The sequence below is a fragment of the Klebsiella sp. PK01 genome (assembly GCF_057624675.1).
In genome coordinates, this window is sequence record NZ_JBYEZM010000003.1 from 408,626 (window position 1) to 430,434 (window position 21,809).

Consider the following 21,809-nt stretch of genomic DNA (forward strand, 5'->3'; position numbering starts at 1 on the left):
GCCTCACTTGTTAGTTAAAGACAAAACCGCCGTTGACCGGGATCAGTTGGCCGGTGATAAAGCGCGAAAGATCGCTCAGCAGCCAGACCACGCTGCCGGTGACATCTTCCGGCTGCTGCGCGCCGCTGAGCGCGCGGCCGTTCTCATACAGCTGATGACGCTCGGCGGGAACGTATTCCGTGGCCTCAACGCGGGTCAGTCCCGGCGCGATGGCGTTGATACGGATCCGCTTTTCACCCAACTCGCGGGCCATGGAGCGGGTCATCGCAATCACCGCGCCCTTACTGGCGACATAGGCCATCAGCCGCGGCGCGCCCCACAGCGCGGTATCCGAAGCGACGTTGACGATCGCCGACCCTTCGCGCAGCAGCGGTACCGCCTCGCGGGTCACCAGCCAGGTGCCTTTGACATTGACCGTCATCACGCGATCCCACAGGTCCGGATCGTAATCGATCATATTTTTACCGCCGACGCCGGTGGCCATCGCCGCGTTATTGACTAAGCCATCGATAGGCCCCTGCGCGCCGATGGCGCTGAAGACCTGCTCGATCGACGCTTGACTGGCAAGATCGATGGCGTGGGATTCGATCTGATAGCCCTTCTGCTGCAGGCGATGAGCGCTTTCCGCCAGCTCCCCCTGCAGGATGTCGCACATCACCACCGTCGCGCCCTGCGCGGCGCAGGCTTCGGCAAAGTGGTAACCCAGGCCACGCGCCGCGCCGGTGACGACAATGCGTTTACCGTTCAGCAGGCCGTTCATCAGGCGGCACCCTGCTGCGCTTCGCGGAGCGCTAGCTGCTCCTTCGCCGCTTTCTGCATCATACGGCGCAGTCGGGACAGACCGACATCATGTTGATAGAGATATTCATGATCGCGGGCGTTCGGCGCCAGGCTCTCCAGTACCACGCGATCCTGTTCCAGTACTTCCCAGTGCAGTTTTTCCAGACGGTTGCGGTACATAAAGCGCCACAGATCGCGCTGCCAGCCCTGTACGCCGCGGATGCGCCAGAAGAAGACGCGGCAGTTGTCGTTATCTTCCGGAACCACCATGCCGACGATCCAGAAGTGGCCGCCCGGCCCGAAACGCTTTTTGTACGGAATAGACAGGCGCATCCAGTAGGCGCCGCTGTTGCCCAGTTCAACCCAGTCAAAGTTGACGCCGCTCTGCCCTTTTTTCTCGAAGATAAAGCCGGTTTTCGTCGGCTGCAGCACCATATCGGCTTTGCGATCGCCTTCCGCCATCGAGTGCGATGACGAGTGCAGATAGGTACCGTGCATCGGGTCCATCACGTTTTCCAGCGCGTACTGGTAGTTGCATTTCCACGCCGCGGTGCACAGGAAGTTACTGTATGTTTCGTGGTCGGCCAGTTCCTCCGGGAAGCTCAGTTCATCAGGCTGCTGGTCGGCGGTGACACCGAACCACAGGAAGATTGCCCCATGCGCTTCCTGCACGCTGTAGCTGCGCACGCACTGCTGGCCGACCAGCGGGCAGCGGTCAACCGCCGGGACGTCTTTGACTTCGCCGTTACCGGCGACTTCCACGCCGTGATACCAGCAAGCGATACGATCGCCTAAGTTCCAGCCCATTGACAGACGCGCGCCGCGATGCGGGCAGCGGTCTTCCAGCGCCTGCACCTGACCGTCTTTATTCCGCCAGACCACGATCTGCTCACCGAGACGGGTAATGCCCACCGGCGCAGACTGCACCTCCCAGCTCGCCAGCACCGGATACCACAGGCCGCGCAACCCTTTATCAAGATAGTTTTGTACCGTTGTCGTCATTACTGTGTCCTCAGTAGCCGTTGACCTGTAAAAATGCCTGGAAGCTGCTTTCACTCCACGGTTCGCCCTGCTGGTCATGCATCCTGACGCCATTGAGACCGTTCACCAGCTCACCGAGGCTTTCCGCGCCCTGTTCGAACAGCGTTTCCAGGGTCGCGATAAGCTGAAGCTCCCAGTTTTCCGGCACCCGGCTGCGGGTTTGCCAAATCAGATTGTGATAGTCGCCAGGCTTATGGATATTGCCGTTTCCGCCTTCCGCCGGTGGCGTAAACTGGCGGCTTTCCGGTAGCGCCGGGTTGAAGTCCAGGGATTCGCTCATGCCACGTTCTCCTCGATAAAAGTAATCTGGATCTGATTGTCGTATACCCGCACCGGGTAACGATTAAGGTTGCGGCCGCCGGGGCCATGCAGGCACTGGCCGGTTTTGACGTCGAATACCGCCTCATGCAGCGGGCATTCCACCTTGCCATCTTCGACAAAGCCCTGGCTCAGGAGCGCATAGGCATGAGGGCAAACGTCTTCCAGCGCGTAATATTCGCCATCAATCAGATAAATACCGATTTCCTTACCGTCGATATTGCCGCTATAGGGAAAATCTTCCTGTACTTGCTCCGCGTCACATACGCCTATCCAGCTCATCGCAATCCTCCAGGCTTTGTTTCATATATGAAACTCTGTTTCTTATTTAATACGGTCAATATAAAAGCGGTGAATGTTTCGTCAAGCGTTAATGTGACGAAGTTGTTAATGAAAGGCTTTTAAATTAGCTAAGTGTGCAATTGATCACGAAAAACTGCATTCAGATGAAATAATGATATTTAAAGAGGTGATCCATTATAAATAAAAATGCCGATTTAAATTTCACATGCGGCTATTGACTTCTTTTCCAGACGATCATTAAAAATGTGCAAGAGCGGAAAACATGATGTTTCACCCATGAAACAACACTTTATTTAATCGTTAAAAAACAATGAGTTTCACAGGTGAATCATTTTACTTATGTGACTATTTCTGGCGTTAAAAAATAATAACCGGCAATCATTAAATTAAGCGTGGAGATAACGAATGGCGGCAAGATGGCAAGGGGTAATAGCACTACTTTTGTTAATAATTATTTCCTACGTCGATCGGGTAAATATCTCGGTGATGATCCTTAACCCGGAATTCGCTGCCCATTTTCAGTTAAATGAAAACAGAATGTTACAAGGAATGCTAATGACATGCTTTCTTCTGGGTTATGGGTTTTCGGCATTATTATTAACACCAGTTATAGAAAGTAGATGGCATTATCGTCAGGGACTGTTAAGCAGCATTGCGATATGGGCGCTGGTGTGCGCCATTTCCCCATTACTCGGTTCACTAATGGGAATGTTAATCGCGCGCATTGTGCTTGGCGTGGCGGAGGGGCCGCTGTTCTCACTGAAAACGCGCTTTATCAACGACAACTTCGCCGCCGATGAAATAGGTAAACCGAATGCGGTGACCGCCCTCGGCGTATCGTTGGGGCTGGCGGTAGGCTTCCCGCTGGTCACCTGGCTGATGGCGCACGTTGGCTGGATCGGCACGTTCTACGCGCTGGCGCTGCTGAATTTGCTGCTCGGCGGTGGATTAATCTGGCGGTTTCTCCCCGCGCCGCAAGTGACCGCACAGCGCGCGAAGCCGGGCTTCAGCCAAACTTTTGCCCTCGCCTGGCGTACGCCGCTACTTGGCTGGATCCTGCTGGTGGAAATCGCCACGCTCAGCTATCTATGGGGGAGCAGCGCCTGGTTGCCCGCCTGGCTGCGCGATGAGCACCACTTCTCACTACAGGCCACCGGGCTGCTGGCGGCAGTCCCCTTTCTGTTAAGCCTGGGCTCAAAGTTTCTTGGCGGCGTGCTCCTCGACAAAATGCGCCCGGAGCAGGCGCCGCTGCTGTTTATTATCGGCGGCCTACTCACCGCCGGTTCTGTGCTGGCGCTGATGCTCAGCCATCAGCCGGCGATGCTGGCGCTGTTTATGCTGGCGGCGAACGTTTTCTGGGGATTACAGGGGGCAGCGATCCCCGCGGTGGTTCAGCATCACGCCCCGCGCGAAGCGGTGGGCAGCGCCTATGGGATCATTAACGGCATTGGCAATATTTGCGCGGCGTTTATTCCGCTGCTGATGGGAGTGGTGATGAAATCGGTGGGATCGGTCAGTTCAGGTTTTTCCGTTCTGGTGGCCTCGCAGCTGATCACGCTGTGCGCCGGCGGCGTACTGCTGCTGCGCATGCGTCGCGCAGCAGCAGCAGTAAACGCTTAAAAATTAGTCGCCTTTCTTCGCCGCCTGAATATAAAGCATCTCCAGCGCCAGAGTCGCCGCCGCCAGGGCGGTGATTTCGGACTGGTCATAGGCCGGGGCGACTTCAACCACGTCCATTCCGACGATGTTCAGATCCTTCAGGCCACGTACCAGTTTGATCGCGCGGTCAGAAGTGAGTCCACCGATCACCGGCGTACCGGTACCTGGCGCAAATGCCGGATCCAGGCAGTCGATATCGAAGGTCAGGTACACCGGCATATCACCGACGATCTGCTTCACCTGGGCGATGATGTCATCGACGCTGCGGTCGTTAACCTGGCCCGCATCCAGCACGGTGAAACCGTTATCTTTATCGAATTCGGTACGAATACCGATCTGCACGGAGTGGTTCGGATCGATAAGCCCTTCGTTCGGCGCGGTGTAGAACATGGTACCGTGGTCGAATTCACAGCCGTTGGCGTAGGTATCGGTGTGGGCATCGAAGTGTACCAGCGCCATTTTACCGAAATGCTTGGCGTGGGCGCGCAGCAGCGGCAGGGTGACGAAATGGTCGCCGCCGAAGGAGAGCATGCGTTTACCGGCCGCCAGCAGTTTCTCCGCGTGCGCCTGCAGTTTCTCGCTCATTTCGCGGGCGTCGCCGAAGGCGTAGACCAGATCGCCGCAGTCCACGACGTTCAGGCGTTCGCGCATGTCGAAGTTCCATGGGAAACGGTTGTGCTCCCAGGCGAGGTTGGTTGACACCTGACGGATCGCCGCCGGGCCATGGCGGCCACCCGCGCGCCCGGAGGTCGCCATATCAAACGGCACGCCGGTGATGACCCAATCCGCATCGCTTTCATACGGCATAAAGTTCATCGGCAGACGCAGGAAACCAAAAGCGTTGGATACCAGGGAGTTATCGTATTGATGACCTAAAGTGCTCATGGATATGACCTCTTTTCACAGTCGTGGAACGTAAAAAATAAGTATAAAAAAACCCCTCCGCGTCGTTAGGCCCGACGAGGAAGGGTTTGAATTGGGTTACTGCTTATAAGGACAAATTATCGCCTGAAAACCGCCCGGCGGCAAGCGGGACGTTTATTTTTGACAAGGCGCCGGCGCTTTTCCGCGTAAGGCAAAAGCGGCAAAACCGATTGCCCCGACGTTGCGACCAATCTCCTGGGCAGATTGGACAGCGTAAGACGCTGAGACGTTTGAAAACTCAAATGCCGTTTCAACGCGGCTGTTTTTACGAAAACCTTTGATCGCCAGCGAGCCGCCAGCCGGCACAATATAGCCGCTATTATTGAGCGAAGCGGCCTTACCGCTCAGCACATCAAGACCATCTACCGTGGCGACAATTTCATAATCCATGCTGCGGCTATAATTGCGGACGTATAATTGATACTGCGTACCATTATACGCCTCAATGGCATATTGCCATTCGCCCGTATCATGATTATAACTACGAGTGATAGGAAGAAAATTATAATTAGCATCACGTACCGTATATTCCAGGTCACCTGGATGAATATTATACTGTTGATCAAAACCAGTTTGATACGGGCCGGAATAATCAATCGATACCATTTCGTCAGGGTAACGACCCATGCGTTCCGCGGACCTGTGTTTAATCGTTGAGCGCAGGTCGTTCTCTTCATGAGGGGCGGCCACAGAGGGGCGCGCCGCGCAACTATTGTTTGCTATTGGGCGCGAACAGCCGCTTAATAGTAATACACCGATAATAAAACCGTAATACGGCATGCTTTTCATATACCATCCCTGTCCCACTGCTGTAATTTCCTTGCGGCAGTGTACGGGCCTTTACGGTTTTAAAAAGCATGCAATATGATGTTTCAGATTTCATTTATAAAAAAGGCCGGTTTATGAATCTAAACCGACCTTTCCGCAGAGGGCTCTTAATTACTCATCTTCAAGATAAGTATATCCGTATAGCCCCGCTTCGAACTCTTCAAGGAACTGCTGCTGCAGCTCGGCGTCGAGACCGGTATTTTTCACTTGATCGCGGAACTGGGTCAGCAACGTATTCGGATCCAGCTGGACGTACTGCAGCATATCAGCCACCGTATCGCCCTCATCGGAGAGCTCAACCTCAACGCTACCATCAGGGAAGACGAAAACGTCTACCGCTTCGGTATCACCAAACAGGTTGTGCATGTTGCCGAGGATCTCCTGATAGGCGCCAACCATGAAGAAGCCTAGCATCGGCGGGTTCTCAGGGTCGTATTCCGGCATCGGCATGGTGGTGGCGATCCCGTCGCCGTCAACGTAATGATCGATGGCCCCATCGGAGTCACAGGTAATATCCAGCAGCACCGCGCGGCGTTCCGGAGACTTGTTCAGCCCTTCCAGCGGCATTACCGGGAACAGCTGATCGATACCCCAGGCATCCGGCATCGACTGGAACAGCGAGAAGTTGACGTAGATTTTATCCGCCATACGTTCCTGCAGCTCATCGATGATCGGGCGATGGGCGCGGTTGCTCGGATCGAGCTGTTTTTGCACCTCATGGCACATGTTCAGATACAGCTGTTCCGCCCACGCGCGCTCCTGCAGATTGAAGGTGCCGGAGGAGTAGCCGATATGGATATCGTGCAGATCCATTTGGCTGTCATGCAGCCATTCACGCAGCGAGCGGCGGTTGCCGGTTTCGTGCATCTCCAGCCAGGTTTCCCACATGCTCTGCAGCGGACGCGCGGCGTCTTCCGCCGGCGGGGTCGCCTCGGTGTATTCGTTGCGTTCAACGCCGATGATATTGGAAACCAGTACGGTGTGGTGCGCGGTCACCGCGCGGCCGGACTCCGTAATCACCGTCGGGTGCGGCAGGCCATTCTCTTCACAGGCATCGCCGATAGCCCAGATGATATTGTTGGCGTACTCATTCAGGCCGTAGTTCACCGAGCAGTCGGACTGCGAGCGGGTCCCTTCGTAATCGACACCCAGACCGCCGCCGACGTCGAAGCACTGAATATTGACGCCCAGCTTATGCAGCTCGACGTAGAAACGCGCCGATTCACGCACGCCGGTGGCGATATCGCGAATGTTGGCCATCTGCGAGCCGAGGTGGAAGTGCAGCAGTTGCAGGCTCTCAAGATGGCCCGCCTCGCGCAGAATCTCGACCAGTTGCAGCACCTGCGTCGCCGCGAGACCAAATTTAGATTTCTCGCCGCCGGAGGACTGCCATTTACCGGATCCCTGCGAAGCCAGACGCGCACGCACGCCAAGGCGCGGCACTACGTTCAGACGGGCGGCCTCTTCCAACACGATGGCGATTTCCGACATCTTCTCGATGACCAGATAGACCTTATGGCCCATCTTCTCGCCCACCAGCGCCAGACGGATGTATTCGCGATCTTTATAACCGTTGCAGACGATCACGCTACGGGTCATGCCCGCGTGCGCCAGCACCGCCATCAGTTCAGCCTTCGAACCGGCCTCCAGCCCCAGCGGTTCGCCGGAGTGGATCAAGGATTCAATCACGCGACGGTGCTGGTTGACCTTGATCGGGTAGACAAGGAAATAGTCGCCGTTGTAACCGTAGGATTCACGCGCGCGCTTGAAGGCGGCGTTAATCGAGCGCAGACGGTGTTGCAGGATCTGCGGGAAGCAGAACAGCGCCGGTAGGCGTTGTCCCTGGGCTTCGCGCGCTTTGACCAGCTCGGCCAGATCGACGCGCGCTTCCGGGACGTCAGGATCCGGGCAAACGCTGATATGGCCCAGTTCGTTAACGTCGTAATAGTTATTACCCCACCAGGCAATATTGTAGGTACGTAGCATTTTGCTGGCTTCCTGGGAGCTCATCGCAACCTCCTGCATGGAACGTAGTACACCGTGTTCGCCTGCTGACGAAAGCGAACCCAAAGACATGTCGTCAGACATAGCGAACCTCAACTTGTAATATTAACTACTATCGCAGTCGACAGACGCGATAACAACCCATGAACAGCCTTTAATCCCAGCAGATAGTGCTGGCACTGCAGCTGCGCGACCGGTTTCTTATTCATATATAGTAAAACACGTACCCGAAGCTGGTATGACAGCCCGGAGAAACCACGAGAAAACCCTTGCTCACGCAAGAGCGCCCTTGTTCAGTTTTCAAAAAGCCTGGAGGCCCTGGAATCCTGAGAAGCGCCGAGATGGGTAGAACATCGGCAGGTTTGCACGAAAGAGATGCAGATTGCGGGATAGAATTGCGCGACAGAACGACGCGACGAATCAGGCGAAAAACGTTGGTTCATTATCTGGTATCACCTCCACACTGCCCCGAAAAAGGCCAGCGACAAGCCAAAGCTATACCCGTCATACTTCAAGCTGCAGATGCGTTGGCTGCGTGCGTTCATCCCAGTCACATAGTTATCTATGCTCCTGGGAATTCGCGCCCTTGCCGCCTTCCTGCAACTTAAATTATTTAGGGTATATACATATCGTACAGCCGGCGAAACCGCCGCTGTGTAACAGAGTGCTTAACCCGGCTGGAAGTGGCGTCACGAGATGGAGCTTCGTGCGCTTTTTTAATGAGCCGCGCGCGGCGTTTTATACCGAGAAGCGGGGTAAAATGCAAAATAAAAATACGCGCCTTGCCGGGGTTGTCAGGAAAAATTTCCACCACGCTTTTTCCATTAATGCGGGCGATGTCAAAAAAATGTGGAAATGCGATGAAGTTCTGACCTAAAATAGCCATCCAGAAGTTAATCCATCTATACTGATTAACACTCAGACTGCTCGTGTCACTACCTGCAAGCTTTGGTAGGGTCATCTATCAAAGCCTCTCTACACAACAGTATGAGCTACACGAATACTCACAGGTAAAATAAAACATGGCAAAACACCTCTTTACGTCCGAGTCTGTATCAGAAGGGCATCCAGACAAAATTGCTGACCAAATCTCCGATGCCGTGCTGGACGCGATCCTCGAGCAGGATCCGAAAGCGCGCGTAGCGTGCGAAACCTATGTCAAAACCGGCATGGTTCTGGTTGGCGGTGAAATCACCACCAGCGCATGGGTTGATATCGAAGAGATCACCCGTAACACGGTGCGTGAAATTGGCTACGTGCATTCCGATATGGGCTTTGACGCCAACTCTTGCGCCGTCCTGAGCGCTATTGGTAAACAGTCCCCGGATATCAACCAGGGCGTTGACCGTGCCGACCCGCTGGAACAGGGCGCGGGCGACCAGGGCCTGATGTTTGGCTATGCCACTAACGAAACTGACGTGCTGATGCCGGCGCCGGTGACTTACGCGCACCGTCTGGTACAGCGCCAGGCTGAAGTTCGCAAAAACGGTACCCTGCCGTGGCTGCGTCCGGATGCGAAAAGCCAGGTCACTTTCCAGTATGACGACGGCAAAATCGTCGGCATCGATGCAGTTGTGCTTTCCACTCAGCACGCTGAAGATATCGATCAGAAATCCCTGCAGGAAGCAGTGATGGAAGAGATCATCAAGCCGATTCTGCCGACCGAATGGCTGAACGCTTCCACCAAGTTCTTCATCAACCCGACCGGACGTTTCGTCATCGGCGGCCCGATGGGCGACTGCGGTCTGACCGGTCGTAAGATCATCGTTGATACCTACGGCGGCATGGCTCGTCACGGCGGCGGCGCGTTCTCCGGTAAAGATCCATCTAAAGTTGACCGTTCCGCAGCCTACGCGGCGCGCTATGTGGCGAAAAACATCGTTGCCGCAGGCCTTGCTGACCGTTGTGAGATTCAGGTTTCCTACGCTATCGGCGTCGCTGAACCGACTTCAATCATGGTCGAAACCTTCGGCACCGAAAAAGTGCCTTCTGAACAGCTGACCCTGCTGGTACGCGAGTTCTTCGACCTGCGTCCGTACGGCCTGATTCAGATGCTGGATCTGCTGCATCCGATCTACAAAGAGACCGCGGCTTACGGTCACTTTGGTCGCGAACATTTCCCATGGGAAAAAACCGACAAAGCAGCCCTGCTGCGCGAAGCAGCTGGCCTGAAATAAGCCACCCCGCTTGACTGCTTAAGGCCAGCCCCGCGCTGGCCTTTTTGTTGCCCTGAATCTCTCTCCCCGACGTTTGACCATCGTTGATCCATTTCCCTCCCCCACGTGATGAAAGCGATTACATATCTGCCGCAAGGGCGGGATTGTTTTAGCTGCCAGCAGGCACGAACTCTTTTCACAATGTTACATAACATGTCGAATATTGCCGTTTCAGCGCAATCTTATTGGCGAGACTTGGCTTTTATATCTATGATTTGAATATATTTTTACTGATTACATATCTTTACCTTAGTGTAACCGATTACACAGTCGTGATTGTAATCACGTTTTTTTGTCCGGCACTGCCCTACTCTTAGCAGCGACAGAATCAATCACTCAACTGGAGGGCGTTATGCCTGACAACAAAAAACAAGGGCGTTCAAACAAGACGATGACGTTCTTTGTCTGTTTCCTCGCCGCGCTGGCCGGCTTATTGTTCGGCCTTGATATCGGCGTTATTGCCGGCGCCTTACCGTTCATTGCTAATGAATTCCAGATCAGCGCACACACCCAGGAGTGGGTGGTCAGCTCCATGATGTTCGGCGCCGCCGTCGGCGCAGTGGGCAGCGGCTGGCTCTCTTTCAAACTTGGGCGTAAAAAAAGCCTGATGATCGGCGCGATCCTGTTTGTGGCCGGTTCACTCTTTTCCGCCGCCGCGCCGAACGTCGAAATTCTGCTGATTTCCCGCGTATTGCTGGGGCTGGCGGTTGGCGTCGCCTCTTACACCGCGCCGCTGTACTTGTCGGAAATCGCACCGGAGAAAATCCGCGGCAGTATGATTTCGATGTACCAGTTGATGATCACCATCGGCATCCTCGGCGCCTACCTCTCTGACACCGCCTTCAGCTACAGCGGCGCGTGGCGCTGGATGCTCGGCGTGATTATCATCCCGGCAATCCTGCTGCTGATCGGCGTAATCTTCCTGCCGGATAGCCCGCGCTGGTTTGCCGCTAAACGCCGTTTCGTCGATGCCGAGCGCGTCCTGCTGCGCCTGCGCGATACCAGCGCGGAAGCCAAACGCGAGCTCGATGAAATCCGCGAAAGCCTGAAAGTCAAACAGTCCGGCTGGGCGCTGTTCAAAGAGAACAGCAACTTCCGCCGCGCGGTGTTCCTCGGCGTACTGCTGCAGATCATGCAACAGTTCACCGGGATGAACGTCATCATGTACTATGCGCCGAAGATTTTTGAACTGGCGGGCTATGCCAATACCACTGAGCAAATGTGGGGCACGGTGATCGTCGGCCTGACCAACGTACTGGCCACCTTTATCGCCATCGGCCTGGTCGATCGCTGGGGCCGTAAACCGACGCTGATCCTCGGCTTTATCGTGATGGCCGCCGGTATGGGCGTGCTGGGCAGCATGATGCATATCGGTATTCATTCTGCTACCGCGCAGTACTTCGCGGTACTGATGCTGCTGATGTTTATCGTCGGCTTCGCGATGAGCGCCGGCCCGCTGATTTGGGTACTGTGTTCTGAAATCCAGCCGTTGAAAGGCCGTGATTTCGGCATCACCTGCTCCACCGCGACCAACTGGATTGCCAATATGATCGTCGGCGCCACCTTCCTGACCATGCTGAACTCTCTCGGCAGCGCCAACACCTTCTGGGTCTACGGCGGTCTGAACGTGCTGTTTATCCTGCTGACTATCTGGCTGATTCCGGAAACCAAAAACGTCTCGTTGGAACATATCGAACGCAACCTGATGCAGGGACGTCCGCTGCGCGAAATCGGCGCCCGCGATTAATCCCCTCTGTGCTTCCTCCCCATCCGGGAGGAAGCTTCTTCTTGCTCTCCCCCGCGCGGCGCACTATCCTCTGGCGCTATGAAAACACCCCGAATTCCCATCGCTATCCAGCAGGCCGTCATGCGTAGCCTACGGGAGCATCTCGCCACCGCCAATCTCAAGCTGGAACGCCGCTATGCGGAACCGACGCTGGTTTATCAGCAGCGCGGCACCTCCGCCGGCACCGCGTGGCTGGAGAAAAACGAGATCCGCCTCAATCCAGTGCTATTGCTGGAAAATCAGCAAGCGTTTATCGATGAAGTGGTGCCGCACGAACTGGCGCATCTACTGGTGTGGAAGCACTTTGGCCGCGTCGCGCCGCACGGCAAAGAGTGGAAATGGATGATGGAGGCCGTGCTGGGCGTCCCCGCCCGCCGCACCCATCGCTTTGAGCTCGATTCAGTCCGCCAGAACACCTTCCCCTATCGCTGCCAATGCCAGCAGCATCAGCTCACCGTCCGTCGCCATAACCGCGTGGTGCGCGGTGAAGCCACTTACCGCTGCGTTCGCTGCGGCGATCTGCTGGTGGCCGAAAAGTAACCACTGGAATTAATTAGAAACTTTCTGATCTGACTGATTGCATCTGACACCCTCATTCGCTACGTTGCGGGCTCGTTTTGACACGGAGTTTACGATGTCCCGTATGTATGTTTTCGCCGTCGCGTTATTCAGCGTGGCAGCCAGCGGCCAGCTTGCGGCCGCTGGTATTAATAGTTTTTCCCAAGCGAAAGCCGCTGGCGTAAAAGTGAATGCCGACGTCCCCGGCGACTTTTATTGCGGCTGTAAAATCGACTGGCAGGGTAAAAAAGGCGTTATCGATCTGGAATCTTGCGGCTACAAAGTGCGTAAAAATGAGAACCGCGCCAGCCGGGTCGAATGGGAACATGTGGTCCCGGCATGGCAGTTCGGCCACCAGCGCCAGTGCTGGCAGGATGGCGGGCGTAAAAACTGCGCCAAAGATCCGGAATACCGCAAAATGGAAAGCGATATGCATAACCTGCAGCCTGCGGTCGGCGAGGTCAATGGCGATCGCGGCAACTTTATGTACAGCCAGTGGAACGGCGGCGATGGACAGTATGGTCAATGCGCCATGAAGGTCGATTTCAAAGATAAAGTCGCCGAACCGCCGGTACGCGCCCGCGGCTCGATCGCCCGCACCTACTTCTATATGCGTGACCGCTATCAGCTAAATCTTTCCCGCCAGCAAACCCAGCTATTTACCGCCTGGGATAAGCAGTATCCGGTGACCTCCTGGGAATGCGAGCGCGATGAGCGAATCGCCAAAGTTCAGGGCAACCATAATCCTTACGTCCAGCAGGCTTGCCAGGCGCAAAAGAGCTAACCTACACTAGCGGCAATTGTTAATTTGCAGCCGCCGCCTTCCCCGCCGAGGGGAAGGCGCAATCTGCGCGAAGAACGGAATATCAAGCATGCGCATCCCCCGCATCCACCACCCGGAACGCATTACCCCTGGCAGCCACATCGCCCTCAGCGAAGACGCAGCCAACCACGTTGGCCGCGTCCTGCGCATGAGCAAAGGCCAGGAAATACAGCTATTTGATGGCAGCAATCAGGTTTTCGACGCGGTCATCACCGAAGCGGGCAAGAAAAACGTCATGGTCGAGGTTATCCGCGGCCAGATCGACGATCGTGAATCTCCGCTGTATATCCATCTCGGCCAGGTGATGTCACGTGGCGAAAAAATGGAATTCACCATCCAGAAATCGATCGAACTTGGCGTAAGCCTCATAACGCCACTGTTTTCCGAGCGCTGCGGCGTTAAACTGGATGCCGAACGCTTGCAGAAGAAGATTCAGCAATGGCAGAAAATCGCTATTGCCGCCTGCGAACAGAGCGGCCGTAACATCGTGCCGGAAATACGCCCGGCGATGCAGCTGGAAGCCTGGTGCGCCGAGGAAGAAAACGGCCTCAAGCTCAACCTGCACCCGCGCGCCAGCGCCAGTATCAATACGCTGCCGCTGCCGGTTGAACGTGTTCGCCTGCTGATTGGCCCGGAAGGCGGCCTGTCGGCGGAAGAGATAGCGATGACCGCTCGCTACCAGTTTACTGATATCCTGTTGGGACCGCGCGTTCTGCGTACTGAGACTACCGCGCTCACCGCCATCACCGCGCTGCAGGTGCGTTTTGGCGATCTGGGCTAAAATCTGGCGCAACGATCCGCAAACACGACAGCGCTAATGGAGAGAACAATGATCAAGCTCGGCATCGTGATGGACCCTATCGCATCCATCAACATTAAAAAAGACACCAGCTTCGCGATGTTGCTGGAAGCGCAGCGTCGCGGCTATGAACTCCATTATATGGAGATGAACGACCTGTACCTCATCAACGGCGAATCCCGCGCCCGTACGCGCACGCTGAGCGTCGAGCAGAATTACGACAAATGGTACGCGTTCACCGGCGAACAGGATCTTCCGCTGGCGGATCTCGACGTTATCCTGATGCGTAAAGACCCGCCGTTCGATACCGAGTTTATCTACGCTACCTACATTCTCGAGCGCGCCGAAGAAAAAGGTACGCTTATCGTCAACAAGCCGCAGAGCCTGCGCGACTGTAACGAAAAGCTGTTTACCGCCTGGTTCTCCGAACTCACCCCGGAAACGCTGGTGACCCGTAATAAAGCCCAGTTGAAAGCGTTCTGGGAGAAACACGGCGATATCATTCTCAAACCGCTGGACGGTATGGGCGGCGCCTCAATCTTCCGCGTGAAAGCGGGCGATCCGAACCTCGGCGTCATTTCCGAAACCCTGACCGAACTGGGTAGCCGCTACTGCATGGCGCAGAATTACCTGCCTGCCATCAAAGACGGCGACAAACGTGTGCTGGTTGTGGACGGCGAACCAGTGCCATACTGCCTGGCGCGTATCCCGCAGGGCGGTGAAACGCGCGGCAACCTGGCCGCCGGCGGCCGTGGCGAAGCGCGTCCGCTGACCGAAAGCGATTGGGAAATTGCCCGCCGCGTCGGCCCGACGCTAAAAGCCAAAGGCCTTATCTTCGTCGGCCTGGATATCATCGGCGATCGCCTGACCGAAATTAACGTTACCAGCCCGACCTGCGTGCGCGAAATCGAAGCCGCTTTCCCGGACGTGTCGATTACCGGCATGCTAATGGACGCTATCGAAAAACGTATCAATAAATAAGTACTGGGGCGGGCAAACGCCCGCCCGCCAGGCGTCTTCCGGCGCCGGTAAAATAAAGTGCATCGACACGTTTCTACTTTACCCGCATACTGGGTGTTGTTTTTTTAAACCAGGAACAGAACCTCTGACAATGAATTTACAGCATCACTTTCTGATTGCCATGCCTGCGCTACAGGACCCTCTTTTCCGTCGCTCCGTCGTCTATATCTGCGAGTACAACGACGATGGCGCCATGGGCATTATCATCAATAAGCCGCTGGAAAATTTGCAGGTGGAAGGGATCCTGGAAAAACTGAAAATCGCGCCGGTGGCGCGCAACCCGGAAATTCGCCTGGATAAACCGGTGATGGTCGGCGGCCCGCTGGCGGAGGATCGCGGTTTTATCCTGCATACGCCGCCGTCTGATTTTTCCTCCAGCATCCGTATCTCCGACAACACGGTGATTACCACCTCACGCGACGTGCTGGAAACTCTCGGTACCGATAAACAACCCAGCAACGTGCTGGTCGCGTTGGGCTACGCGTCGTGGGAAAAAGGGCAACTGGAGCAGGAAATTCTCGATAACGCCTGGCTTACCGCGCCGGCCGATCAGAATATTTTGTTTAAAACGCCGATTGCCGATCGCTGGCGCGAAGCGGCCAAACTTATCGGTATCGATATCGTGACGATGCCTGCCGACGCGGGGCATGCATAATGAGCGGTACCTTTCTGAGTTTTGATTTTGGCACCAAAAGCATCGGCGTCGCCGTTGGGCAGCGCATTACCGGCACGGCGCGTCCGCTCCCGGCGCTGAAGGCGCAGGACGGCAAACCGGACTGGAACATCATCGAAAAGCTGCTGAAAGAGTGGCAGCCGGAAGCGGTGATTGTCGGCCTGCCGCTGAACATGGACGGCACTGAACAACCGCTAACCGCGCGCGCACGTAACTTCGCCAATAAAATTCATGGCCGCTTCGGCGTAAAAATCACTCTCCACGACGAGCGTTTAAGCACCGTCGAAGCCCGCGCCGGGCTGTTCGAACACGGTGGTTTTCGCGCACTCAATAAAGGCAGCGTTGATTCCGCCTCTGCCGTGGTTATCCTCGAAAGCTATTTCGAACAAGGATACTGATCGGTAGCTCTGGGATGAAAGCGAAGCATAGATTCGCTTTTGCGCCGGGTGGCGGCTTCGCCTTACCCGGCCTACAAAACTTCCGCTGGCATCACCCATAGGCCCGCGCAAGCGTAGCCCCGCCGGGCAATCATGGCAGCGGACGCGGAGCCGCTTTCGCGCCGGGTGGCGGCTTCGCCTTACCCGGCCTACAACCCCTCGCTGGCATCACCCGTAGGCCCGCGCAAGCGTAGCGCCGCCGGGCAATCAGTGACGCAGATGTTCATTCGCCCAGCTCACCGCCTGGGTACGGTTCTTGACGCTCAATTTGCGGAACACATTGTACAGATGGGTACGAACGGTGTTTTCGCTGATGAACAGCGCGCGTGCGATATCCATATTTGTTGCGCCACAGCGCAGCTCGTTGAGGATCTCACATTCACGTTCGGTCAACGGCGAATTCTCCATCGGCGCCGCAACCTGATCCGCAGAATACAGCGCCGGGTGCATCACGCTCAATTCAGCCGTCTGTTCACCGTTTAATACGGCTTTGACGCCCTCAATTAAGCGCGATTGGTCATCGTCATGACGGAATACGCCATATAACGCAGGCCATTGCGCCATTTCGTACAACTCATACTTTTGCGCGCTATTGATAATCAACAAACGCGGATTATCTGCCTGTACGCGAATAATATCTCGCCACACGCTATTCAATTTCTTATTGGAAACAGCAATATCAAACAATATTACGGAATCTTTTGCCAGGCGTTGAGTTAGCGGTTTGTTGATATTATGCAGAGTTACGTTTACGGATAGCTTCTCAGTCAACCACGTCGCAAATGCATTACTCTGAATGGACGGATGAGTAATGAAAGTCACCTGACGCGAATGCAGTAAATTCTCCGATAAATTAATCACTTGAAACTCTCCTTAGCAGTACCCCGCCATCTTAGCGGTTAAATTAACTGAAAATTAAACGTTCAATAATGTATTTATATTTTCAAATACATTTTGGTTATTGAAACATCATTTCATGAGAATCTTCCTATTCCCGTAAACAGCATAAATCGAACCCCGCAAAAGTGTCAAAAGGTAATCCCACTTTTTTCCTGGTTAAGCGGGGTAAATGTAAGCCCGCTGTCATAACATTCATTATTTAGGCTTAGGTCGTACCACTTATTTGTATTATAAAAACATTTATCAAAACATTAATTGAACACTGAATTAACAATTTAATGAATACCATCTTAGTTTCATCACTACGAGGGCAGTAACTCACCTGCCGCTGCACGTTGTTGAAAACTCTGCGCAAAGGTTTGCATCCCAGCCTGCTGGCTGGTTTGCATCACGCCGGGTAGTTGATGCGTTTTTCCTTCGCGGATCAAATTTGCCACCGCCGGCGTGTTCACTAAAAGTTCGTATAGCGCAACCCGGCCGCCAGAAGCATTTGGCAACAATTTTTGCGCCGCCACGGCGCATAAACTCCCTGCCAGCTGGCTACGTACCGGCTCTTTTTCTTCCGCTGGAAAGACATCCACCAGCCGCTCAATGGCCTGCGCCGCGCTGCGGGTATGCAGCGTCGCCATCACCAGGTGCCCGGTTTCGGCTGCGGTCAGCGCCAGACGAATGGTTTCGCTATCGCGCAGCTCGCCTAATAAGATGACGTCCGGGTCCTGACGCAGCGCCACGCGTAGCGCCGCCGCGAAAGAGGAGCAATGGCGGCCGATTTCGCGCTGCTGGATCAGGCAGTTTCTGCTGGCGTGAATAAACTCCACGGGATCCTCAAGGGTTAAAATATGACCATGGCGATGTTGATTGAGGTAGTCCACCATCGCCGCCAGGGTGGTCGATTTGCCGCTACCGGTAGCGCCGGTAATCAGGATCAAACCACTCTCTTCATTTAGCAGTTCGCTAAGCGCGGCGGGCGCGCCCAAATCAACCAACTGCGGGCATTGCTGCGGCAACAGACGCAAAGCAAGCGACAGGCCGCGCGCGTGGGCAAAAGCGCTGGCGCGCAGCCGAGGCCCGTTCGGGAGGGCCAAAGCGAAGTCAACCTGACCATCGGCACGCCACTGCGCCAGCTGTGGGTCGTTAAGCCAGCGAGTGAGGATTTTCTCAACATCCGGCGAAGTAAAGGGCGCAGGCTCAAGCTTTCCCAAACGACGCCAGCGCGGCGGATACGCGCTGCACAGGTGTAGATCGGAGACGTTATGCTTTACACTAAGGGCCACGATTTCTTCCAGCTCCATAACTGATCCTCGGAATATGAACGATATTGCGCATAACCTGGCACAGGTCCGGGATAAAATCTCAGGCGCTGCCGCCCGCTGCGGCCGCGCTCCAGAAGAAGTTACGTTGCTTGCAGTGAGTAAAACCAAACCTGCGAGCGCTATCGAAGAAGCAATGGCCGCAGGACAGCGGGCATTCGGCGAAAACTACGTCCAGGAAGGGGTGGATAAAATCCGCTATTTCCAGCAGGCGGGCGTCAGCGGTCTGCAATGGCACTTCATCGGCCCGTTGCAGTCCAACAAAAGCCGGCTGGTGGCCGAACATTTTGACTGGTGCCACACCGTCGACCGGTTGAAAATCGCCACCCGCCTGAGCGAACAACGTCCGGCGGATCTAGCGCCGCTGAACGTGCTGATTCAAATCAACATCAGCGATGAACAGAGTAAATCCGGGATCCCGCTGGCGGAGCTTGACGCTTTAGCCGCCGGTGTCGCCGCCTTACCGAACCTCCAGCTTCGCGGGTTAATGGCCATTCCGGCGCCAGAGTCAGAGTATGAAAGGCAGTTTGCCGTCGCCCAACAAATGGCGGTAGCATTCGCGCAACTGAAAACGCTCTACCCTTCGGTTGATACGCTCTCTCTGGGCATGTCGGATGACATGGAAGCCGCTATCGCGGCGGGAAGCACTATGGTGCGCATCGGGACCGCAATCTTCGGCGCGCGCGACTACAGCAAAAAATAAGGAATCTGAGGAACGCCATGAAGACGTTGACCTTCCTGCTCTCAACGGTCATTGAACTCTACACAATGGTCATGTTGTTACGCGTCTGGATGCAGTGGGCGCGCTGCGACTTTTACAATCCGTTTTCGCAGTTCGTGGTGAAAGCCACCCAGCCTATCGTCGGGCCGCTGCGCCGGATTATCCCGGCAATGGGGCCGCTGGATAGCGCCTCCCTGCTGGTCGCCTTCGTGCTCTGCGTTATCAAGGCGATCGTGCTGTTTATGGTGGTCACCTTCCAGCCAATTATCTGGATTGCCGCGGTGCTGATCCTGCTGAAAACCATCGGTTCGCTGATTTTCTGGGTGCTGCTGCTGATGGCTATTATGAGCTGGGTAAGCCAGGGCCGCAGCCCGGTGGAATACGTGCTGATGCAGTTGGCTGACCCGCTGCTGCGTCCGATTCGCAACCTGCTGCCATCCATGGGCGGCATCGACTTTTCGCCGATGGTGCTGGTGCTGCTGCTGTACGTGATTAATATGGGGATCGCCGAGCTGCTGCAAGCTACCGGCAATGTCCTGCTTCCGGGGCTGTGGATGGCGCTATGAGTGCCGTTGAAGTCTGTGCTGACGGGCTGGTGCTCAGGCTGTATATTCAGCCAAAGGCCAGCCGCGATAGCTTTGTTGGTCTGCATGGCGACGAGCTCAAAGTCGCCATCACCGCCCCACCCGTCGACGGCCAGGCAAATGCCCATCTGGTAAAATATCTCGCTAAACAGTTCCGCGTCGCGAAAAGCCAGGTGCTTATCGAAAAAGGCGAACTAGGCCGTCATAAACAGGTAAAAATCATTCACCCGCAGCAGATCCCGCCCGCCGTCGCGGCGCTGACTGACTAAACAGGATTGAATATGCAAAAAGTTGTACTCGCTACCGGCAACGCCGGTAAAGTTCGCGAGCTGGCCTCGCTGCTGGAAGATTTTGGTCTCGACGTCGTCGCCCAGACCGAGCTTGGCGTCGATTCCGCCGAAGAAACCGGCCTGACCTTTATCGAAAACGCGATCCTCAAAGCGCGTCACGCCGCGCAGGTCACCGGCCTGCCGGCCATCGCCGACGATTCGGGCCTGGCGGTGGATGCGCTGGGCGGCGCGCCGGGAATTTACTCCGCTCGCTACTCGGGCGAAAACGCCAGCGACCAGCAGAATCTGGAAAAACTGCTGGATGCCCTGCAGGATGTACCCGATGAGCAACGCCAGGCCCAGTTCCACTGCGTACTGGTCTACCTGCGCCATGCCGAAGACCCGACGCCGCTGGTATGCCACGGCAGCTGGCCGGGCGTGATTACTCGTCAGGCGGCGGGTAACGGCGGCTTTGGCTATGACCCGATTTTCTTTGTTCCGTCCGAGGGTAAAACCGCGGCGGAGCTGAGCCGTAAAGAGAAAAGCGCCATTTCCCACCGCGGGCAGGCGCTGAAACTGTTACTGGAAGCATTACGTAATGGCTAATTTGCCGCCTCTGAGTCTTTATATTCATATCCCGTGGTGCGTGCAGAAATGCCCGTACTGCGATTTCAATTCGCATGCGTTGAAGGGCGAAGTGCCGCACGACGACTACGTCCAGCACCTGCTTGCCGATCTACGCCACGATGCGCCATACGCACAGGGACGTGAAATTAAGACTATTTTTATCGGCGGCGGTACGCCGAGCCTGCTTTCCGGCCCGGCGATGCAAACCCTGCTTGATGGCGTGCGCGCCTGCCTGCCGCTGGCGGCGGATGCGGAGATCACCATGGAAGCCAATCCGGGGACCGTGGAGGCCGATCGCTTCGTTGACTATCAGCGTGCCGGCGTCAACCGTATCTCCATCGGCGTGCAGAGCTTTAGCGAGCCCAAATTGCAGCGTCTGGGACGTATTCACGGCCCGGAAGAGGCAAAACGCGCGGCGCGGCTGGCGAGCGGCCTCGGGCTGCGTAGCTTTAACCTCGATTTAATGCATGGCCTACCGGACCAGTCGCTGGATGAGGCGCTGGATGATTTGCGCCAGGCGATCGCGCTGAATCCGCCGCATCTGTCGTGGTATCAGTTGACTATTGAGCCGAACACGCTGTTTGGTTCGCGCCCGCCGGTGTTACCGGATGACGATGCGCTGTGGGATATTTTCGAACAGGGACATCAATTGCTGAGCGCCGCAGGTTATCAGCAGTACGAGACCTCCGCTTACGCCAAACCAGGCTATCAGTGCCAGCACAATCTCAACTACTGGCGCTTTGGCGACTACCTCGGTATCGGCTGCGGCGCACACGGCAAAGTGACCTTCGCTGATGGCCGCATTCTGCGTACGGCAAAAACCCGTCACCCGCGCGGCTACATGGAAGGCCGTTACCTGGAGCGTCAGCACGACGTGGAGGCGGCGGATAAACCGTTCGAGTTCTTTATGAACCGCTTCCGCCTGCTGGAGGCCGCGCCGCGCGCGGAGTTCAGCTTGTATACCGGACTTGATGAGCAGGTTATCCGTCCACAAATCGATGCCGCCATCGCCGAAGGCTATCTGCTGGAAGATGCGCAAAACTGGCAGATTACCGAGCACGGTAAGCTGTTTTTAAATTCGCTGCTGGAGCTGTTCCTCAGCGAAGAATAATCCCTGCGGGCGGCGCATCGTCGCCCGTATCTTCCCCCTACATCCTCTCCCGCTACGGTCAAATCGACTGGCGTTTTTTTGTTCGCTTATTTGCTGCGAATCACAAAATCCGATCGAC

Annotated in this window: 26 protein-coding genes; 14 read left to right on the top strand and 12 right to left on the bottom strand. The window is 55.7% G+C overall.

Annotated features, from left to right (window positions below; all coding sequences use genetic code 11):
* Positions 1-10: 10 nt before the first annotated feature.
* From AC22LX_RS11570 to AC22LX_RS11585, 4 genes are read right to left on the bottom strand one after another with little or no spacing between them, the layout of a single operon-like run.
* Positions 11-760, bottom strand: coding sequence for an SDR family oxidoreductase (locus AC22LX_RS11570; protein WP_032456612.1), 750 nt, complete (start codon positions 758-760; stop codon positions 11-13).
* Positions 760-1,782, bottom strand: coding sequence for an aromatic ring-hydroxylating oxygenase subunit alpha (locus AC22LX_RS11575; RefSeq protein WP_045392056.1), 1,023 nt, complete (start codon positions 1,780-1,782; stop codon positions 760-762). The genes AC22LX_RS11570 and AC22LX_RS11575 overlap by 1 nt, the downstream gene beginning before the upstream one ends.
* A gap of 10 nt (positions 1,783-1,792) precedes the next feature.
* Positions 1,793-2,101 carry a recombinase-like helix-turn-helix domain-containing protein gene (locus tag AC22LX_RS11580; RefSeq protein WP_004144765.1) on the bottom strand — a complete coding sequence of 103 codons (309 nt, stop codon included), beginning with the start codon at positions 2,099-2,101 and terminating at the stop codon, positions 1,793-1,795.
* Positions 2,098-2,421, bottom strand: coding sequence for a Rieske (2Fe-2S) protein (locus AC22LX_RS11585; protein WP_004151769.1), 324 nt, complete (start codon positions 2,419-2,421; stop codon positions 2,098-2,100). The genes AC22LX_RS11580 and AC22LX_RS11585 overlap by 4 nt, the downstream gene beginning before the upstream one ends.
* Before the next feature lie 426 nt (positions 2,422-2,847).
* On the opposite strand from AC22LX_RS11585, the gene AC22LX_RS11590 reads away from it, so the two are divergent.
* A complete protein-coding gene (locus AC22LX_RS11590; protein WP_049061579.1) occupies positions 2,848-4,062 on the top strand; it encodes an MFS transporter in 1,215 nt (404 codons plus the stop codon).
* 3 nt (positions 4,063-4,065) lie between these two features.
* Here the strand turns inward: AC22LX_RS11590 and speB are convergent, their stop codons facing one another.
* From speB to AC22LX_RS11620, 6 genes are all read right to left on the bottom strand, one after another.
* The gene (gene speB, locus AC22LX_RS11595) at positions 4,066-4,986 is read right to left on the bottom strand and encodes an agmatinase (protein ID WP_015369744.1); all 921 of its coding nucleotides are present in this window, start codon (positions 4,984-4,986) and stop codon (positions 4,066-4,068) included.
* Between the two features lie 153 nt (positions 4,987-5,139).
* Positions 5,140-5,814, bottom strand: a complete 675-nt coding sequence (locus tag AC22LX_RS11600) for a hypothetical protein (RefSeq protein WP_045392062.1) — start codon at positions 5,812-5,814, stop codon at positions 5,140-5,142.
* A gap of 150 nt (positions 5,815-5,964) precedes the next feature.
* A complete protein-coding gene (gene speA / locus AC22LX_RS11605; protein WP_020077953.1) occupies positions 5,965-7,941 on the bottom strand; it encodes a biosynthetic arginine decarboxylase in 1,977 nt (658 codons plus the stop codon).
* A gap of 8 nt (positions 7,942-7,949) precedes the next feature.
* Positions 7,950-8,066 (bottom strand): acid stress response protein YqgB, encoded by a 117-nt coding sequence (yqgB, locus tag AC22LX_RS11610; protein ID WP_015369741.1) that lies wholly within the window; start codon positions 8,064-8,066, stop codon positions 7,950-7,952.
* Positions 8,067-8,150: 84 nt separating this feature from the next.
* On the bottom strand, positions 8,151-8,300 hold the full coding sequence (locus tag AC22LX_RS11615; RefSeq protein WP_418269008.1) for a hypothetical protein: 150 nt from the start codon (positions 8,298-8,300) through the stop codon (positions 8,151-8,153).
* Between the two features lie 170 nt (positions 8,301-8,470).
* On the bottom strand, positions 8,471-8,743 hold the full coding sequence (locus tag AC22LX_RS11620; RefSeq protein WP_152906363.1) for a hypothetical protein: 273 nt from the start codon (positions 8,741-8,743) through the stop codon (positions 8,471-8,473).
* A 136-nt stretch (positions 8,744-8,879) separates the two neighbouring features.
* Here AC22LX_RS11620 and metK point away from each other — a divergent pair, with 136 nt between their 5' ends.
* The 8 genes from metK (at position 8,880) to ruvX (ending at position 16,130) form a co-directional block, all read left to right on the top strand.
* Positions 8,880-10,034: a methionine adenosyltransferase gene (metK, locus tag AC22LX_RS11625; protein ID WP_004149807.1), complete on the top strand. Its 1,155-nt coding sequence runs from the start codon at positions 8,880-8,882 to the stop codon at positions 10,032-10,034.
* Between the two features lie 391 nt (positions 10,035-10,425).
* Entirely contained in the window at positions 10,426-11,820 is a 1,395-nt protein-coding gene (locus AC22LX_RS11630) for a sugar porter family MFS transporter (RefSeq protein WP_045379571.1), read from the top strand.
* 78 nt (positions 11,821-11,898) lie between these two features.
* On the top strand, positions 11,899-12,399 hold the full coding sequence (locus AC22LX_RS11635) for a SprT family zinc-dependent metalloprotease (RefSeq protein ID WP_020077952.1): 501 nt from the start codon (positions 11,899-11,901) through the stop codon (positions 12,397-12,399).
* A gap of 94 nt (positions 12,400-12,493) precedes the next feature.
* On the top strand, positions 12,494-13,201 hold the full coding sequence (gene endA, locus AC22LX_RS11640) for a deoxyribonuclease I (protein ID WP_045392065.1): 708 nt from the start codon (positions 12,494-12,496) through the stop codon (positions 13,199-13,201).
* Between the two features lie 88 nt (positions 13,202-13,289).
* Positions 13,290-14,021 (top strand): 16S rRNA (uracil(1498)-N(3))-methyltransferase, encoded by a 732-nt coding sequence (gene rsmE / locus AC22LX_RS11645; protein ID WP_045392068.1) that lies wholly within the window; start codon positions 13,290-13,292, stop codon positions 14,019-14,021.
* A 48-nt stretch (positions 14,022-14,069) separates the two neighbouring features.
* Positions 14,070-15,020, top strand: coding sequence for a glutathione synthase (gshB, locus tag AC22LX_RS11650; protein ID WP_045392071.1), 951 nt, complete (start codon positions 14,070-14,072; stop codon positions 15,018-15,020).
* A gap of 130 nt (positions 15,021-15,150) precedes the next feature.
* Positions 15,151-15,714, top strand: a complete 564-nt coding sequence (locus AC22LX_RS11655; RefSeq protein WP_045392076.1) for a YqgE/AlgH family protein — start codon at positions 15,151-15,153, stop codon at positions 15,712-15,714.
* A complete protein-coding gene (gene ruvX, locus AC22LX_RS11660; protein WP_015369733.1) occupies positions 15,714-16,130 on the top strand; it encodes a Holliday junction resolvase RuvX in 417 nt (138 codons plus the stop codon). Before AC22LX_RS11655 ends, ruvX begins: the two co-directional genes overlap by 1 nt.
* Before the next feature lie 246 nt (positions 16,131-16,376).
* Here ruvX and AC22LX_RS11665 read toward each other — a convergent pair whose 3' ends face one another.
* On the bottom strand, positions 16,377-17,030 hold the full coding sequence (locus AC22LX_RS11665; RefSeq protein ID WP_045392077.1) for a LuxR C-terminal-related transcriptional regulator: 654 nt from the start codon (positions 17,028-17,030) through the stop codon (positions 16,377-16,379).
* A gap of 341 nt (positions 17,031-17,371) precedes the next feature.
* Positions 17,372-18,361, bottom strand: a complete 990-nt coding sequence (locus AC22LX_RS11670) for a type IV pilus twitching motility protein PilT (protein ID WP_045392078.1) — start codon at positions 18,359-18,361, stop codon at positions 17,372-17,374.
* Between the two features lie 16 nt (positions 18,362-18,377).
* Between AC22LX_RS11670 and AC22LX_RS11675 the strand changes: the two genes are divergently transcribed.
* The 5 genes from AC22LX_RS11675 to hemW are packed head-to-tail and all read left to right on the top strand — an operon-like array spanning position 18,378 to position 21,691.
* Entirely contained in the window at positions 18,378-19,082 is a 705-nt protein-coding gene (locus AC22LX_RS11675; protein ID WP_047044088.1) for a YggS family pyridoxal phosphate-dependent enzyme, read from the top strand.
* 17 nt (positions 19,083-19,099) lie between these two features.
* Positions 19,100-19,666 carry a YggT family protein gene (locus AC22LX_RS11680; RefSeq protein ID WP_015369729.1) on the top strand — a complete coding sequence of 189 codons (567 nt, stop codon included), beginning with the start codon at positions 19,100-19,102 and terminating at the stop codon, positions 19,664-19,666.
* On the top strand, positions 19,663-19,953 hold the full coding sequence (gene yggU, locus AC22LX_RS11685) for a DUF167 family protein YggU (protein ID WP_045392081.1): 291 nt from the start codon (positions 19,663-19,665) through the stop codon (positions 19,951-19,953). Before AC22LX_RS11680 ends, yggU begins: the two co-directional genes overlap by 4 nt.
* 12 nt (positions 19,954-19,965) lie before the next feature.
* Positions 19,966-20,559, top strand: a complete 594-nt coding sequence (locus AC22LX_RS11690) for an XTP/dITP diphosphatase (RefSeq protein WP_045392082.1) — start codon at positions 19,966-19,968, stop codon at positions 20,557-20,559.
* Entirely contained in the window at positions 20,552-21,691 is a 1,140-nt protein-coding gene (gene hemW, locus AC22LX_RS11695) for a radical SAM family heme chaperone HemW (RefSeq protein ID WP_045392083.1), read from the top strand. The genes AC22LX_RS11690 and hemW overlap by 8 nt, the downstream gene beginning before the upstream one ends.
* Positions 21,692-21,809 lie beyond the last annotated feature (118 nt).